Raw genomic sequence first — 15724 nt, 5'->3', positions numbered from 1 at the left:
TTTCTTCGTGAACAATAAGAATTTGCATCGAAATGACCGTTAGAACGATTGATTTTGGTCTGACTTATGAGTCAGCCGCATTCATGTTTCCGTGACATTTTTTTAAGACGAAATCACGCGTTTACGCGACTCCTACAGGAAAAAGCGCAAGGTGACTTGCGCTGTCAGAGACAAACAAGGCCCGGCGATCTGTCCGAATGGGCAGATCGCCGGGCCTTGTTTCTAGCCTGAGGAAAGCGCGTGAGAGAAGCGTGATGGCGTATACGCAACTAAGTTATGTCCCAGCCTCCTTTTTTTACGCTACGTTTCGAATCGTACCTGCCTCATACAGTTTTGTATGATCAATGACGACTTTCGAAAGCAACAACATACCAATTAAATTCGGAATCATCATCAGCCCGTTGGCGATGTCTGCAACCAGCCAAAGCGGCTCAAGATTTGCAATCGCACCGTAACAGGCAGCAACCGCAAAGATGATCCGGTACGTTTCGTTAAACCGTGTAGCACCACTCAAATACTCCAAACATTTTTCTCCGTAGACGTACCATCCGATAATCGTCGAATACCCAAAGAAAAATACCGAAAATGCAACAATCCAGGCTCCACTGGCACCGAGGACACTCGTAAATGCTGCCGATGTCAACGCAGCACCCGATAAGGACGCATCATGGACTACACCTGACAACTCCCCGCCGGAAGGATCCCAAAATCCGGTCGTCATCAAAACAAGCGCCGTCATCGTACAGACGATGATCGTCACGATGAACGTACTGGTCATCGAAATCAATCCTTGTTCCGCAGGACGTTCACTCTTAGCCGATCCCGCAATCAGGGCAGCCGTCCCAAGACCGGCTTCGTTCGTGAAGATTCCGCGCGCGACTCCGACTTGCATCGCAACCATGATGGAAATACCCGTGAACGCCCCCGCCGGCGCAAGCGGTTCAAACGCATATTGAACGATCAATCCAAGTGCCGGTAGAATTTGATCCGCCTGAATGAACAGAATCAATAATGCCGCACAGATGTAAAGCAGACTCATCACTGGTACAAAAACCGTTGAGATGGCGCTGACACGTTCTAGACCACCACGGATCGAAAAATAGACCGCAATCGCTAATACGATCCCGAAGACGAGTAATGGCACTTGGAAGGTTTGATTCAATACGGTCGACATCGCATTCGCCTGAACCGTGTTCCCGACACCAAACGATGCGATTAAGCCGAAAATAGCAAAGGCAACCGCTAACGGTTTGAATCCTTTTCCAAGTCCTTTTTCGATGTAATACATCGGTCCACTGACGACTTCACCACGATCATTTCGATCGCGATAAATGATCGCCAGTAAACTTTCCGCATACTTCGTCGCCATTCCGATCAGTCCGATGATCCACATCCAAAAGACGGCCCCCGGCCCTCCCATCGTCAAGGCAACGGCGATTCCCGCAATGTTCCCGTTTCCGATCGTCGCAGCAAGCGATGTCATCAACATTTGAAAGCTACTGATTTCTCCTTCTCCTTGTTCTGACTTGGTCAAAGCAAGTTGAAACGCTTGTTTTAACCGCCGAAATTGTAATCCACGTAAACGAATCGTAAAGTACAGTCCTGTCCCGACCAACAAGACCATACTGGGAATCCCCCAAATCCATGATGAAATCAGTTGTAACACATCCATGTTTTTTGATCCTCTCTCTCTTAACCTCTACTCTGTCGCTCACCTTATCACAAGTTTGTTTATTCTTACAATCCGTATCGAAAATTTTTGTGATTTCACACAAACAAAGATATACTAACTACATCAGATGTTTTAGAGAGAAAGAAGGAATGCTTTTATGCTAGAAGCGACATATCATTCGCTTGATGATTTAGCAGAGGCCATCGGCATTGCACTCAATGCACCGATTACGATTGAAGATCGAAATCATCGTCTGCTCGCCTACAGTACACATACGGTCGATACGGATCCCGCCCGGATCGCAACCATCATCGGTCGACGGGTTCCAGAGTCGGTCATCGATCAGCTTTGGAAAGATGAAGTCATTCAAAATCTGGCTGCACAAGATGAACCCCTCATCATTTCAGCTCGGACCGGTGTTGGTCTGAATGACCGTGTGGCGATTGCGATTAAACAAGATGCTGAAATTCTCGGCTACATTTGGTCAATCGCTCGAAGCACTCCTTTTTCCACAAAAGAATTAGCTGATTTAAAGACAGGCGCCTTACTTGCCCAACGGCAGTTGCTTGCAATCGATATGCAAAAAAAACGCCAAGAAGAAAAATCAGAACAATTCTTTTTTGAATTGCTTCATGAAGAAATGCCAGAATCAGAAATCTTAAAAACCTTCTCGAAACTCCACCTGGCACCACCCGGCATCAGTCGTTTGATGGTGATTCGTTTTTCGGAAGCCATCACGCCGCGTCTTGCTGATCGTCTTCGTTATTTGTTGACGATTCAGCAAACGGTTCGACCGCTCCTCTATGCGTATGATGAAACAGATTTCATTTTGTGGATCAGCACAAACGATCAAGACGTCCAACACGAACGGCTTCAATTTGATGCCTTCATCCACTCCTTTCGCCAAATGCTTGCGGAACGTTTCGGTTATACGAATTTTATTTCCGCGAGTAGTGAGGTCTTTACCGGTGTTCAGTCGATTCCCGAGCGTTACGAAGAAACTGGAATCGTCTTGCGGTTGAAGGATGCCTTTCCCTTTGAGTTGGATGCGGTGACCCGGTATGAACGACTTGGCTTATTCCAACTGTTGCCGATCTTTTCCGAGCGCTTGCGCCGACGAACCGTCCGTCTCGAAGAAATCGAACGTCTCCGTGCATATGACGGGAAACATGCGGCTTCTTTATGTGAAACATTAGAGTGGTTTTTACACTACGACGGGAACGTCAAGCAGGTGGCTTCCCATCTGCACGTCCACCCAAATACGATCCTGTATCGGATGCGCCGGATTGAAGAAGAGGCCGGCATCCGGATGGAGTCCCTGCCGGAACGGGCACTCCTTTACTTGTATCTAAAAGCAGACCGTTATCCTTTGTGATTTTTCACAAAGGATTGCTTGTATTTTTGAAATCGCCGATAAAGTCGTACGCTTTCATTTCTCGTATACTGAAGGGGAAGTGATACATTGTTTGTTTATTCGCGAAAGGGGATCGCATTTATGATCATCGGAGTATTAAAGGAAATTAAGAATAATGAGAACCGTGTCGCGTTAACGCCTGCTGGGGTAGCGGCTTTAACGGGTCAAGGGCATACGGTCATCATCGAAACAGCAGCTGGTATGGGAAGCGGCTTTACGAACGAGGAATATATGCAAGCCGGTGCGCAAATCATCGAGACAGCGGCTGAAGTCTGGGCAACTGCTGAACTGGCATTAAAGGTCAAAGAGCCAGTGGCTTCTGAATACCAATACTTCCGCCCGGAACTCACATTGTTCACGTACTTGCATCTCGCAGCAGAACCTGAATTGACACGGGCACTCGTCGATTCAAAAATCACAGCGATTGCGTACGAAACGGTCGAAAAGAACCGGACGTTACCACTACTGACGCCGATGAGCGAAGTGGCTGGTCGGATGGCGTCACAAATCGGGGCCCAGTTCCTTGAAAAACCACACGGCGGCATGGGCATTCTGTTAGCTGGCGTACCAGGTGTCCGTCGCGGTAAGGTCACGGTCATCGGTGGTGGAGTCGTCGGAACAAACGCAGCGAAACTGGCTGTCGGTCTTGGTGCCGATGTTACGATCATCGATGTGAGTCCGGAACGTCTCCGTCAACTCGATGACATCTTCGGCAATTCAATCAACACATTGATTTCAAATCCGTATACGATTGCAGAAGCAGTCGCTGAAAGTGATCTTGTCGTCGGTGCTGTCTTGATTCCTGGAGCGAAAGCGCCAAAACTCGTCACGGCTGAGATGGTCGAACGAATGAAACCAGGTTCGGTCATCGTCGACGTTGCGATTGACCAAGGTGGAATTTTCGAAACGGTCGACCGGATCTCAACACATGACGATCCGACGTACGAAAAATTCGGTGTCGTCCATTATGCCGTCGCCAACATGCCGGGTGCGGTTCCCCGCACATCGACACTCGCCTTGACGAATGCAACGCTTCCTTATGTGCTTGAACTTGCAAACAAAGGAACACACCGTGCACTTGCCGAGAATACGTCCCTCGAAAAAGGGTTGAATGTCGCACAAGGATTCGTCACGTACGAAGCCGTTGCACGCGACTTAGGTTACACGTATAAATCGGTTGAGGATGTCCTACACTTGCACGCTTAATGTCATAACATGCAGACAAGAAACAGTCCGTTGCGCGAAGCAACGGACTGTTTCTTGTCTCAGATATCCTATATGATGAAAAGATAACAAGACATAAGGTGGATTAGATATGACACATACGTTACACGCACAATCAAACGACATCACGATTCCGTTTGCGGAACTTGACCTCTTGAATCATCTGACTTCTGAAATCGAAGTGGATCGACTGCATGAAAAAATTCAATACCTTCAGAATGTATCACCGACTCATCCCCTTCCGGGCATCGCACTTGCTTATGATTTGTTTCATGCAAAAAAATTTTCAGCAGCACGTCAACAAATCGACCAAGCACGTGACAAGACGGGAGATCATGTTCGGGCCCACCTGCTTCTTGGTTTAATGAGCGAAGTAGAGCAATTTCAGCACGAGGCGGAACAACATTTTTTGACTGCCCTCAAGCTTTTCCCTGACGAACCGATTGTTCACCGCCACCTTGCCGTTCATTATTACGACCGTGAATTTCATGGTGAGGCTGCGCATCACGCTCTGCAGTATTTGAAAAAAATCGGACCTGGCGGAGAAGGGACACTGATGACCATCGATATGATGCAGTCGATGCCAGGTCATGACGAGTATGTCTTGGAATCTCTCTATGCGTTACTCATTGAAATTCCTGAACATCGACATGACATGGTGTTTCACGCGATTGCCGCCAACAATACCGAAATGCGGTATGACCTCTTCTGTAAGAGACTTGACGGTGAACCGGACGAAGTGACTACAGCTCAGCTTGATTCACTTCTTTCCTTGATGGTCGAACACAGTATGTGGGCAGCCATCTACGATCAATCCGACGAACGGATGTACCACAAGATTTTCACTGACATTTGTCGTGACCTGACGTTCCGTCACGGCGGTTTACGCGCCATCCCACTGTATCTATCCATCCGGTCACGGTACTGGGTCAATCGTCTGCTGCACCGCAGATGACTTAAAGAGCGAACGCGACGAGAGCACCAATCGTCAACGGAATCAGCAAGTTATCGGTATCACGGTACGAAACGGCTTCGATCAACGTTGCGATGTTGGCAAGTAAAAATCCGTAGCTGACGGCGAGCCAAGACGGTAATTCATAAAATAAGAACGTCACGGTCAGGACGAGGAATGACGCGAGAAACATCGCGATGCTCCCTTCAAATGAGCGCTGGATTTGTCCACGGGTATAAAATGTCTTTCCGATTTTTTTCCCGACGAGTGCGGCTAATCCATCTCCCCAGGCAAGAACCATACTCCCCGCGACAAGAGCCATCGGTTCCTGTTCGAAAAACAGGAAGACTAATACTGCTAGTGATGCCGGGTAATAGACTGTCCCGTAGGAAATCCGTTCGACCTGATTCATTTGCCCGGTCCCTCGTTTTAAGGTCACAAGATTAACAATTATAAAAAAGAGTAGTGGGACAATCGCGATATACCAATGATTGATCCAAGCTAGTGCCAAAAAGACCCAATGTCCGACCGCGATATGAATCCATTTTCGAATCGTTTCTGGTTGTGCCTGTCTTTTTCGCCCGATCCATTCCAGTAGCATTAAGACGATTCCAACGATGACGACTGTTCCAATTGCAGCAATCCACTCCATGCGAATCCCCCTTTTTCTGCTACTTCTATTGTACTGTGTTCGATTGGCGTTTGCTCTTTCGAACCTTCATTTGTTAACATAAGGTCAAATGACGTTCTAGAGAGGAAGTATTCTGAATGTATGATGCTCAAGCAGTTCAAACGTTATCCAGCTGCCTACTTCGTTTAAAAGAAGGTAAAGGAATCGGTCCGCTCGTTTCGGAAGAAGAAACCGAGCTTCCGAAAGTAATAACCCGCCTTAAACAATTTGATTCCACTAAAAATGGTTTGTCCATCAATGAGATCGTTCATCTTGCCAACGCCTTGATCGGGGAACATATGTCGGCAACAACGATTCAAAACTGGACGAAACGTGAAGTCCGTGACATCATCGGTGTTCCGCACCGTGGTAAGAAGTATTCCATCAATCAAGCAGCTATCATTTACTTACTCGATGATTTGAAGCATCTCTTTTCATTAGAAGAAACACGGGAATTATTGACGATTGTCTTTAAGAACCCAAACATCGATGAAGATGACTTGATCAGTCCGCTTGATTTTTATCTCGTCTATACCCAACATTCGGAAACAAGCGGTCCGATTGAATTGACGGAAAAACGCCTGAGACGGTCGTTAGAACGAATCAACGCATATCGCCCTGAAACGGTCCACGTGCTTCAGCTCTGCCTCTACGCACGCCGTATCTCGCATCTGACGCACGAAGCGAAGCAACGCCTCCAGCAAGTCTTGCAGACTTAATCAAAAAAGATGCCCTTCCGTCTCACGGAAGGGCATCTTTTTTTGGGATTAAACCGCTGTCAGCGATTTATAGTTGACGGTATTCGTTAGACTTTTTAAGACAGAGAGCAGTTCGTACATCGAAAGTTTGTCCGCATCTTTGACGAGACGGTATTCATCGCCGTCTTGCAGCAATTCTGCGACGACTTCTCCCGCTGAACTCCGTACTGAGAATTTTCCTTTTGTCAGGTCGAAGGAAATGGTATACGTGCCACGTTCATACACGTTATACTCACATTTCTTCGAGAAGAGTGAAAATTTCTCACGCATTTGACCTACTTCTTGACCATCGTGGTTCATCACGACCCATTTCTTACATGTCGGGATGAACTTACCAAACGCTACCCCTCTACCTTCACCATTCATTACTTGGACACGACCTGTTTCGTCGTGTTGAACCGCACCAATCATTTGGTGGGACTCATCATAAATCGCGGCATGACCTTGCGAAAAAACGCAACCCTGCACATAGACAACTTTGCGCAACAGAAATTCTCCTCTCACTGCTAAAAAGTGCTGGTAGTTCGTCCCCAGTATATTTAGACATTCCGAATAAATTGATTTTCTTTATCTGACTGATATTTCGTTAACGAAAATGATTATTACACCGTTTGAACAAATTGACAACCCCCTTTTGTCGACAATCATTCGACAATGTTAGCGAAAGCCACTCTCATGGGCAAATTCCAGTAATTCGTTTCGATCAATCAAGCGAATCCGGTTCGGTTCAGCTAAGCGATAAGCGGCTTCCGTATAAGTCGAGTTCGTCACGACCCACCCCTCGTCCATTTCGTAAAACGGGACGGCGGCTGCCACTTGTTGAACCGCTTCAAGACCAACGGCTGACCCGTATCGTTTCGCTTGAATCGCAATCCTATACCCTTGTGCGTCTTCAATCAACAAATCTGCTCCGAAATCTCGTGAGGCCGGTGTCAACTCGACACGATACCCGGCTGTTTCAAAAAGCTCGACTAACCATTCCTCAAACTCGCGCCCTTCCATCCGGTCCAAGCGATTCGCAAGCGACGGTGTCAGGAAGGAAAGGATTAAAAAGAGTGTACACCCTACTATACTGATAATCAAGATTAAAGGTTCCCAAGAACTCGAAAAAAAATAAGCGCCAACTGCTCCGCTCCCTGCAAACAGCAAGGCGATCATTCTTCGTTTCGTCCGTTTCTGCATCATTTCCCTTTCCCTCTCCTGTCTGTAAATTGATTTCATGTGACTTATGTACAGCAAACCGAATATGTTTATTGCCTTGACCTCATCATACTAAATTTGCGCTTGTCTGGTTCATTCAAAAGGAACGTCGTCAATCGACGGAGAATATATAGAGAATACGTCTCTATCGCTAGTGACTTTTTGATGCGAACAAACCTATCGCTTATCTTTTTTAAGGAGGCAGCTCATGGCAGAACATTCATCTCCTTCTTCCAGCAAAGTCATCCATGCAACGTTACGCGCTCTCGAAGAACCTGTCGTGTTAGTTGATCGACGAGGTGTGATCGACTTTGCGAATCCTGCATTCCATAAACAATTCATGACCTCATCCACTGACGATTCCTTAAGTTCATTTTTCGGAGTCGACGAAACAACTTTCCCGATTTCTGACCGTACCGAACTCGTCGCACCACCCTATACCCTAACGATTTCTCCAGTCGAACAGACGGATTTCTTTTTAGTGACCATCAAGTCCCTTGATCTCAACCAACTGTTGAGTTCAACGCTCGATGCGAGTCTTCTCGTGACGGATTCCAACTTTCTCATCACTGCCTTAAATGAAACGGCGAGCACGATGTTCGGATTTGATAATCCGGAGCTTCTCCATAAAATGACGCCAATCTCCTTACACGATCGGAACGAGTTCCAACTTCGAAAACAACATCTCGAACAATTGAATTTAAAAAATCTGACAGACGAGGATATTCTTCTGTTACATGGACGAGATACGGAAAATGAATGGACGTATCATCGAAAAGATGGTTCTCATTTTCATGGGCGCCTCTACATGACCCGGCTTGCGGAAGGTGGCTTCTTCTTATTCATCACGGATATCAGTGCTCAAAAACAAGTCGAGACACACCTCGCCAAAAGTGAACGTCGGTTCCGATTGATTGCGGAATCCGTTCTGGAAGCTGTCATTTTCCACGATAACGGCATCATTCTTGATGCTAACCGGGCAGCCGAGATCATTTTCCGGACTAAACTTGAGCTGATGAAAGGTCACCGGATCCTCGACTTTATCCAACCTGAGTTTCAAGAGTCCGTCATTCGAAGAATCACTGCCCATTACGAAGAACCTTACGAAGTCATCGGACGACGGGCAGATGAAACATCCGTCGAAATCGAAGTATTCCCACGTGAAATCACGTACGATAAAACACGCATGCGTGTCGCCGTCGTCCGCGACATCAGTGAACGAAAAAAAATCGAAAAAATGTTAGAGCGTGAAAAAAATGCCATCATGCGGCAACGGGATATCACCCAGTCGATTCTTCAAGCTTCGAACGAAGGTTTCTTATTGACGGAAGAAGACGGCAGTTTCATCTATATGAATGTCAAGGCACGCAAACTGCTTGATGTCCCCGGTATCGCTCCAAGTAAGATTCAAGAACGGATCAGTATGATACCAAGTTTAGACTTAGCGACCCGTTATGCCATGCTGCAGCAAGTCGAAGAATTATTTGCAGGAAAACATTCTGAAATTTCCTTCCGTTTCACGTTACAACAACCGGATGAGTCCAGTAATCATTATTTTGAGTTTTATGCGACGTCCATCAAAAAGGAAAAAAGTCGTTTTTCCCGACATGGTTTTTTATTCGTCTTCCGCGATCGGACCGAAGAACAAAAAATGGATCAAGTCAAAGATGAATTGGTCAGTACCGTGTCGCACGAATTGCGTACCCCCCTTTCCTCGATCCTCGGTTTCATGGAACTGTTACGTTATCGACAACCAACACCGGAGAAGACAAAACGGTATATCCAAATCGTTCATGACGAAGCCAAACGACTGACCACCCTACTGAATGATTTTTTAGACATCCAACGTATGGAAGGTGGCAAAGAGGAATATGCCTTCAAACCGTTTTCATTGCGCCAGCTTCTGCTCGAAACGATTGAACACTTTGGTGAGACGGCCGAGACCCATACAATTCATGTTCATCTGAACGATGATCCGATCCTGATCTTCGCAGACGAGGATAAGGTCAAACAAGTCATCATCAACTTGTTATCGAATGCGATCAAGTATTCACCTTCATCAGACCATATCGATGTTCGACTCGAACAATCGGCGGATCAAGCGATTTTGAACGTAAGGGATTATGGACTTGGAATTCCTCAAAATGCTTTTGATAAACTGTTCACGAAATTTTACCGGGTCGATAACTCGGACGTCCGGAAGATTGGCGGGACGGGCTTAGGTCTTGCGATTTGTAAGGAAATCATCGAATCCCATGGTGGCGCCATCTCCGTCGAATCAGAACTAAATCACGGATCCACGTTCACAATCGTGTTGGAACTTGATCCACGAAAGGATTTTGAAAAATAATGAAACGAACTTATCTTATGACCGGTTTCCCTGGATTTTTGGCCACGAAGCTCATCGAACGACTGGCGCTTGTTCCGGAACAGATTGAGTGTTTTTATTTGCTTCATCTCAAACATGAGCATACAAGCGCCGTCGCTCAAAAAAAACACTTTTTAAAAACGACTGCCTTACAGGATGAGCAACTGATCTTAATCGAAGGTGATATTACAAAGGACGGACTGGGTTTGCCAAACGAGATTCGGCAAGAGTTGGCGTTTCGTGTCACCCACGTATTTCACCTTGCGGCACTGTATGATTTAGCGACTTCCTACGATACGGCTTTTCGCATCAACGTCATCGGCACATCTAACGTGACACGGCTCGCCCATACCTTCACTCACTTAGAACGATACGTTTATTTCAGTACCGCCTATGTGTCTGGTCTACGGACGGGAACCGTGTTCGAAAACGAACTGACCCATCATACGGCCTTTAAAAATGCGTATGAAGAAACAAAATATCTCGCAGAGGTCCGGTTCCGAAAAGAAGTCGGGACATTGCCCTATACGATCATCCGTCCCGGTATCGTCGTCGGGCATTCCCAGACGGGGGAAACACCTAAATGGGATGGCGTTTACTTCGTCCTAAACGCCTTACGACTGCTGAAAAAATTTTCGCCGTTACCCTATGCAGGACGTGCGAACGCACTCGTCAATCTGGTTCCTTATGATTATGTCGTCAATGCGACCACCTATCTCAGTCATGCCCCGTCAGGCATTCAGAAGACGTATCATCTGACGGATCCATTCCCCCATGGTGCCCGAGCCATCTACGAGATGTTGCATGTCGTCTACTACGGTTCGTATCCGCGTGGTGTCGTCCCGTTTCGTCTCGTCACATCGGTCTTGACGCCGCGTGTCACTAAGCGACTGCAGATGCAACGACAGACGCTTGATTATTTTGTGCATCCGGTACGGTATGACACAAGTAATACGTTACGCGATCTCGATGGGACCGGTATCATCTGTCCTGATTTAGCAGAACTCATTCCTCGGCTAGTCACCTATTATAAAAAAAACCACCCACAGATGGAGGAGACGACATGAATGTTTTGATTACTGGCATGAACGGAACGGTCGCTCCCGTCGTAGCAGATGTCTTCCGGACACACGGCTATGACGTGACGGCATGGGATCGCTCCGTCGTCTCGACGACGGACCTTGCCCTCATGGAAGCGTTCATCGACCGGGTTCAACCGGACCTGTTACTTCATATCGGCATGGGATCGGCTGAATTCGCCGAGACGCTTGCACGTCTGTCGTTCGAACGAAACATCCCGTTCCTTTTCACAAGTACGGCATCTGTCTATGCTGATCATCAACAGGGTCCTCACGACCCTTCCATCGCCCCTGAAGCAGAAGATGAGTACGGTTTTTACAAACGGACATGTGAACGACTCATCCAAGCTGTCAATCCGGATGCCTACATCGTCCGGATTGGTTGGCAAATCGGACAAGCGGCAGGTTCGAATAATATGATCGACTACTTAGAACGTCATGCTGCGTCAGGAGAGATTCCTGCCAGTACAAACTGGTATCCTTCCTGCGCTTTCTTGGAAGACACGGCGGGTACGCTATATACACTCATCACATCAGAGAGACCTGGTCTGTATCTCGCCAATGGCAATCGAGATCATTCATTCTTCGATATTGCAACCGCCCTTAATACGTTACATGGTTCGAAGTGGTCGATCACAGAAGACAACACGATTACACGCGACGACCGTATGCGTGATTACCGGGTTGTTCTCCGACCGATTACGGAGCGTCTCTCCTTGCCTTCCTAAAAAATGTCGTTCGATTCCGCTAAGCAACGGGATCAAACGACATTTTTTTATGCTGTTCCTGAGAATCAGCCAATCAACATATTTTCTTTTGGATAACGAATCGTCCGGTCATGTTGCGCAGCAAAGGTGAAAAGAATCGTCAACGAGCCAACGCGTCCGAGTAACATCATGAACATGATTAACCCCTTCCCCACACCATTCAGCTCTGCCGTCACGTTCAACGACAACCCTACTGTCCCAAATGCCGAGACAGTCTCAAAAAATAATCCTACGAACGAGATGTTGGGTTGCGACAATGCGAGTAACGTCGTAATCAAGGCAATGAACAAGAGACTGAAGACAGCAATCGCATACGCTTTTTGAACTGCCTGCGGCCGAACCGTCCGTCGCATCAAGACTGTCTCTCGTTGTCCACGCAGATAGGTCCAGACGTTTTTCAAGATGACGGCCGCGGTCGTCACCTTGATACCGGACCCGGTCGAAGCGGAACCCGCCCCGATGTACATCAGGACCATCATCAATCCAATCGAAAGCGGGACCATCGTCGTCAAATCAATCGTCTGAAAACCTGCGGTACGCGTCGTGACGACTTGGAAAAATACGATGTGCAAAGCCTCAGAAAAAGAGGCTTCATGGAGTGAACCAAGATGCGAGAGCCACTCATAAATCATCATCGCGATGACACCAAGACCGTTGATGACAAGCAATGACAAGACCATCAATTTCGAGTGAAGTGAAATTTTTTTAAAGCTGCGTTTCGCAGACAAATCGGCGATGACCGTAAAACCCAGTCCACCAATCATCAATAACGCTGCAATCGTCAAGATGAACGTCGTATCCTGCTGGAACCCCATCAGATTATCGCCCCATAAGGCAAAACCAGCATTATTGAATGCTGAGACTGCATGGAACAATCCATAATATAATGATTTTCCGAGCGTGTACTTGTATTGAATGAACAAGTCGAGGGCAATCAATAACATCCCAATCAATTCAACGACGACCGTCGTCAAAATGATGTTGCGGACAAGACGAATCGTGCCGCCCGGACTATCGAGATTAAACATCTCTTGTATGATGATCCGTTGACGAATTCCGATTTTTCGTCCTGTCACACTCAACAGAACAAGTGCAATCGTCATGAAGCCCAGTCCACCAATCTGAATCAACAGCATCAGAATAATCTGCCCCAACAGATTATAGGCTTCCGCGATGTTGATCGGCGACAAACCAGTTACTGTACCGGCAGACGTCGCGACAAACAGACAATCAATAAACGAGACATCTTGACCTGCCTGTTGAGCGATTGGTAACCACAATAAAAAGCCGCCCAATAAAATCGTTAATGTAAAACCCATCGCAATAAATCGAGCTGGTTTATCAAATAATTGATGATACACCACTTCTCCAAACCGCCCGAACATGGCTAATCGCGACCGTCTTTTATGTGAAAACATATTCATACTCCTCCTAGATGAAATGACCCAATCGCATCTATCATACTCCCTCAAAAACATTTGTTCTATTTAAATCTGCAATCCGCTAAACGTTTTCGTTTTTTTTTGGTAAAATAGATAAAAGTCGACGTTTAATCAGAAAAGGAGGTTGAAGGAAACAGTGGACCCTAGGACGGCTGACCATACGATTGAGGACGTCTGGCGAAGGCTAGAACGCCAATCACAATGGATGCCCGCACAGTTGTATTATCAATTCGAGGAATTATTATCGCTACATGTAGATCAATCAATTCTAAATGAATTGTATATTGCATTAAAAAAATACGATGTATTAACCGATATAGAGCGTGACGAACGAAACGAAAGCATTCAATTGCTTATCGACGAAAACGGCGCGTGATTCTCGGTTTTTGGATTTCCGAGCAGAAGACGCCTCTTCTGCTCTTTTTATTTTTCGTTCACGATCAGACAACATGGGGAAAGGTGGCACAACTGAAATGGATATCGTGTCGATTATTGGTATTATACTAGGGCTCATCACCCTGGTCGGAGGAATGTTTTTAAAAGGAGCTTCTCCTATCGCGTTGCTGAACCCGGCGGCGCTCGTCATTATTTTTGCCGGTACTGCGGCAGCAATCATGATTTCCTTTCCAAAGGAACGTTTAAAGATCATCCCTGCTTTGTTTAAAGTCATCTTCTTTGAGCAACAACTGATGACAAAACAAACGTTACTCCAACAGTTTTTAACACTCTCGACGCAAGCCCGAAAAGAAGGTTTGCTGTCGCTTGAAACAGCGCTCGAAGAAGTCGACAATGCCTTCATGCGACGCGGCGTCATGATGGTCATCGACGGTCAACCGTCAGAATATGTCGAAGACGTCATGACCCGTGATCTTGAAAACATGACCGAACGTCACCATGCGAACGCAAACATCTTCACGCAAGCGGGTACATATGCTCCGACGCTCGGCGTCCTTGGAGCCGTCATCGGACTTGTTGCGGCCTTGTCTGATCTATCGGACATCGAAAAATTAGGTCATGCGATTTCCGGTGCATTCATCGCGACGCTATTCGGGATTTTTACCGGATACGTCTTGTGGTTTCCGTTTGCGACCAAGTTAAAGCAAAAGTCAGCCAGTGAAATTCAACTGTATGAAATGATGATTGAAGGTATTTTATCCATCCAGAACGGAGAATCTCCTAAAAACCTGGAGGATAAATTACTTGTCTATCTGACACCGAAGGAGCGTGCGACGTATGAAACGGAAAAAGAAGCCGCATGACGAACACATTTCCGAAGGCTGGTTAATCCCTTATGCGGATTTACTTACCTTACTACTCGCTCTGTTCATCGTTCTTTTTGCATCAAGTAACGTTGATGCCGTAAAACTTAAAGCGATGTCTCAATCGTTTAGTTCCGTCTTCAACGGCGGGTCCGGCATGATTACGAACAGTTCCTTGTCGAGCTCACAGGAAGAAGAGGATTCGAAAAAGACGGATGCGCGCACGAAAGCTCAGAGCTATGAGATTGCGGAGCTCGAAAAAATCAAAGAAGAAGCGAATGACTACATCAAAAAACAGAAGCTTGAAAAAGACATCAAAGTCGAAGTCACGAACGAGGGCCTGGTGTTCACGATTCGGGATCGGGCTCTTTTCTCCCCTGCCCAAGCCGACGTAAAGGGAGATGCGATTCAAATCGCTCAAGGCATGAGCACACTACTCGTCAAAGCGGGCCAGCGTCAAATTCAGGTTTCTGGTCATACCGATAACATTCCGATCAATACGGCGCAGTATCCATCGAACTGGGAGCTCAGTGCCGAACGGGCAATCAGCTTCATGCGGGCACTCCAACGTAATCCTCAACTGGCACCAAAACGCTTTACGGTAAGTGGATACGGAGAGTATCAGCCGATTTCCTCGAACCAGACAGAGCGCGGCCGGAGCCAAAACCGGCGTGTCGAAGTCTTGATTCGTCCGTTGATCGATATTAAAGCACAAAACGTATTAGAGGATCAGAATGCCACACCTTGACAGTCCACTCCTACCACAACTAACTATAGGTTCAGGTACCGATCACTCAGCTTATATACTTAAACAGGTCCATTCCGAAGCGTTCTGAACTGCTCCCCGTCAAGTAGACAGGCGAAATAATAAAAATCTTTTAAACGGCTTGAGCCCTGAATTCCAGCGGACTCAAGCCGT

15 protein-coding genes are annotated in these 15724 nt (G+C 46.8%); 10 read left to right on the top strand and 5 right to left on the bottom strand.

The genetic code is table 11. The annotated features are described in order from the left end of the window. Window positions 1-295: 295 nt before the first annotated feature. Window positions 296-1672, bottom strand: a complete 1377-nt coding sequence (locus tag KNQ13_RS07045; RefSeq protein ID WP_026830397.1) for an alanine/glycine:cation symporter family protein — start codon at window positions 1670-1672, stop codon at window positions 296-298. Between the two features lie 157 nt (window positions 1673-1829). Between KNQ13_RS07045 and KNQ13_RS07040 the strand changes: the two genes are divergently transcribed. The 3 genes from KNQ13_RS07040 to KNQ13_RS07030 all read left to right on the top strand — a co-directional run bounded on the left by KNQ13_RS07040 (window position 1830) and on the right by KNQ13_RS07030 (window position 5265). Beyond that, window positions 1830-3047, top strand: coding sequence for a PucR family transcriptional regulator (locus KNQ13_RS07040; protein ID WP_014971580.1), 1218 nt, complete (start codon window positions 1830-1832; stop codon window positions 3045-3047). 120 nt (window positions 3048-3167) lie between these two features. Then, complete coding sequence (gene ald, locus KNQ13_RS07035; protein ID WP_014971581.1) at window positions 3168-4292, top strand: alanine dehydrogenase; 1125 nt, start codon at window positions 3168-3170, stop codon at window positions 4290-4292. Between the two features lie 109 nt (window positions 4293-4401). After that, window positions 4402-5265, top strand: a complete 864-nt coding sequence (locus KNQ13_RS07030) for a tetratricopeptide repeat protein (RefSeq protein ID WP_026830398.1) — start codon at window positions 4402-4404, stop codon at window positions 5263-5265. Window position 5266: 1 nt separating this feature from the next. Here KNQ13_RS07030 and KNQ13_RS07025 read toward each other — a convergent pair whose 3' ends face one another. Next, complete coding sequence (locus KNQ13_RS07025) at window positions 5267-5914, bottom strand: diacylglycerol/polyprenol kinase family protein (RefSeq protein WP_014971583.1); 648 nt, start codon at window positions 5912-5914, stop codon at window positions 5267-5269. A 116-nt stretch (window positions 5915-6030) separates the two neighbouring features. Between KNQ13_RS07025 and KNQ13_RS07020 the strand changes: the two genes are divergently transcribed. Then, the gene (locus KNQ13_RS07020; protein WP_014971584.1) at window positions 6031-6651 is read left to right on the top strand and encodes a DUF1836 domain-containing protein; all 621 of its coding nucleotides are present in this window, start codon (window positions 6031-6033) and stop codon (window positions 6649-6651) included. A gap of 48 nt (window positions 6652-6699) precedes the next feature. Here KNQ13_RS07020 and KNQ13_RS07015 read toward each other — a convergent pair whose 3' ends face one another. Together KNQ13_RS07015 and KNQ13_RS07010 are read right to left on the bottom strand one after the other, a co-directional pair. Then, a complete protein-coding gene (locus KNQ13_RS07015; protein WP_014971585.1) occupies window positions 6700-7176 on the bottom strand; it encodes an LURP-one-related family protein in 477 nt (158 codons plus the stop codon). 171 nt (window positions 7177-7347) lie between these two features. Continuing rightward, window positions 7348-7875: a restriction endonuclease gene (locus KNQ13_RS07010; protein ID WP_051590469.1), complete on the bottom strand. Its 528-nt coding sequence runs from the start codon at window positions 7873-7875 to the stop codon at window positions 7348-7350. A 223-nt stretch (window positions 7876-8098) separates the two neighbouring features. Between KNQ13_RS07010 and KNQ13_RS07005 the strand changes: the two genes are divergently transcribed. The 3 genes from KNQ13_RS07005 to KNQ13_RS06995 are packed head-to-tail and all read left to right on the top strand — an operon-like array spanning window position 8099 to window position 12065. Then, window positions 8099-10240, top strand: coding sequence for a PAS domain-containing sensor histidine kinase (locus KNQ13_RS07005; RefSeq protein WP_026830400.1), 2142 nt, complete (start codon window positions 8099-8101; stop codon window positions 10238-10240). Continuing rightward, window positions 10240-11325: an SDR family oxidoreductase gene (locus tag KNQ13_RS07000; RefSeq protein ID WP_209548216.1), complete on the top strand. Its 1086-nt coding sequence runs from the start codon at window positions 10240-10242 to the stop codon at window positions 11323-11325. The genes KNQ13_RS07005 and KNQ13_RS07000 overlap by 1 nt, the downstream gene beginning before the upstream one ends. Then, entirely contained in the window at window positions 11322-12065 is a 744-nt protein-coding gene (locus KNQ13_RS06995) for a sugar nucleotide-binding protein (protein WP_026830402.1), read from the top strand. The genes KNQ13_RS07000 and KNQ13_RS06995 overlap by 4 nt, the downstream gene beginning before the upstream one ends. A gap of 65 nt (window positions 12066-12130) precedes the next feature. Here the strand turns inward: KNQ13_RS06995 and KNQ13_RS06990 are convergent, their stop codons facing one another. Then, window positions 12131-13522: a TrkH family potassium uptake protein gene (locus KNQ13_RS06990; protein ID WP_014971590.1), complete on the bottom strand. Its 1392-nt coding sequence runs from the start codon at window positions 13520-13522 to the stop codon at window positions 12131-12133. Between the two features lie 160 nt (window positions 13523-13682). Here KNQ13_RS06990 and KNQ13_RS06985 point away from each other — a divergent pair, with 160 nt between their 5' ends. The 3 genes from KNQ13_RS06985 to KNQ13_RS06975 all read left to right on the top strand — a co-directional run bounded on the left by KNQ13_RS06985 (window position 13683) and on the right by KNQ13_RS06975 (window position 15553). Further along, complete coding sequence (locus KNQ13_RS06985) at window positions 13683-13922, top strand: hypothetical protein (protein WP_014971591.1); 240 nt, start codon at window positions 13683-13685, stop codon at window positions 13920-13922. 97 nt (window positions 13923-14019) lie between these two features. Continuing rightward, entirely contained in the window at window positions 14020-14805 is a 786-nt protein-coding gene (gene motA, locus KNQ13_RS06980) for a flagellar motor stator protein MotA (protein WP_014971592.1), read from the top strand. Then, window positions 14780-15553, top strand: a complete 774-nt coding sequence (locus KNQ13_RS06975; RefSeq protein ID WP_014971593.1) for a flagellar motor protein MotB — start codon at window positions 14780-14782, stop codon at window positions 15551-15553. The genes motA and KNQ13_RS06975 overlap by 26 nt, the downstream gene beginning before the upstream one ends. Window positions 15554-15724 lie beyond the last annotated feature (171 nt).

The organism is Exiguobacterium sp. s128 (genome assembly GCF_018618815.1).
GTDB lineage: Bacteria > Bacillota > Bacilli > Exiguobacteriales > Exiguobacteriaceae > Exiguobacterium_A > Exiguobacterium_A antarcticum.
Note: the sequence above shows the minus strand (reverse complement) of the source record. Positions and strands in the feature narration are given on the sequence as shown.

What these genes read in the sequence shown, in the direction of transcription:
- KNQ13_RS07045 (WP_026830397.1), bottom strand. Translation starts at nt 1,672, where the DNA reads ATGGATGTGTTACAACTGATTTCATCATGGATTTGGGGGATTCCCAGT.
- KNQ13_RS07040 (WP_014971580.1), top strand. Translation starts at nt 1,830, where the DNA reads ATGCTAGAAGCGACATATCATTCGCTTGATGATTTAGCAGAGGCCATC.
- ald (WP_014971581.1), top strand. Translation starts at nt 3,168, where the DNA reads ATGATCATCGGAGTATTAAAGGAAATTAAGAATAATGAGAACCGTGTC.
- KNQ13_RS07030 (WP_026830398.1), top strand. Translation starts at nt 4,402, where the DNA reads ATGACACATACGTTACACGCACAATCAAACGACATCACGATTCCGTTT.
- KNQ13_RS07025 (WP_014971583.1), bottom strand. Translation starts at nt 5,914, where the DNA reads ATGGAGTGGATTGCTGCAATTGGAACAGTCGTCATCGTTGGAATCGTC.
- KNQ13_RS07020 (WP_014971584.1), top strand. Translation starts at nt 6,031, where the DNA reads ATGTATGATGCTCAAGCAGTTCAAACGTTATCCAGCTGCCTACTTCGT.
- KNQ13_RS07010 (WP_051590469.1), bottom strand. Translation starts at nt 7,875, where the DNA reads ATGATGCAGAAACGGACGAAACGAAGAATGATCGCCTTGCTGTTTGCA.
- KNQ13_RS07005 (WP_026830400.1), top strand. Translation starts at nt 8,099, where the DNA reads ATGGCAGAACATTCATCTCCTTCTTCCAGCAAAGTCATCCATGCAACG.
- KNQ13_RS07000 (WP_209548216.1), top strand. Translation starts at nt 10,240, where the DNA reads ATGAAACGAACTTATCTTATGACCGGTTTCCCTGGATTTTTGGCCACG.
- KNQ13_RS06995 (WP_026830402.1), top strand. Translation starts at nt 11,322, where the DNA reads ATGAATGTTTTGATTACTGGCATGAACGGAACGGTCGCTCCCGTCGTA.
- KNQ13_RS06990 (WP_014971590.1), bottom strand. Translation starts at nt 13,522, where the DNA reads ATGTTTTCACATAAAAGACGGTCGCGATTAGCCATGTTCGGGCGGTTT.
- motA (WP_014971592.1), top strand. Translation starts at nt 14,020, where the DNA reads ATGGATATCGTGTCGATTATTGGTATTATACTAGGGCTCATCACCCTG.
- KNQ13_RS06975 (WP_014971593.1), top strand. Translation starts at nt 14,780, where the DNA reads ATGAAACGGAAAAAGAAGCCGCATGACGAACACATTTCCGAAGGCTGG.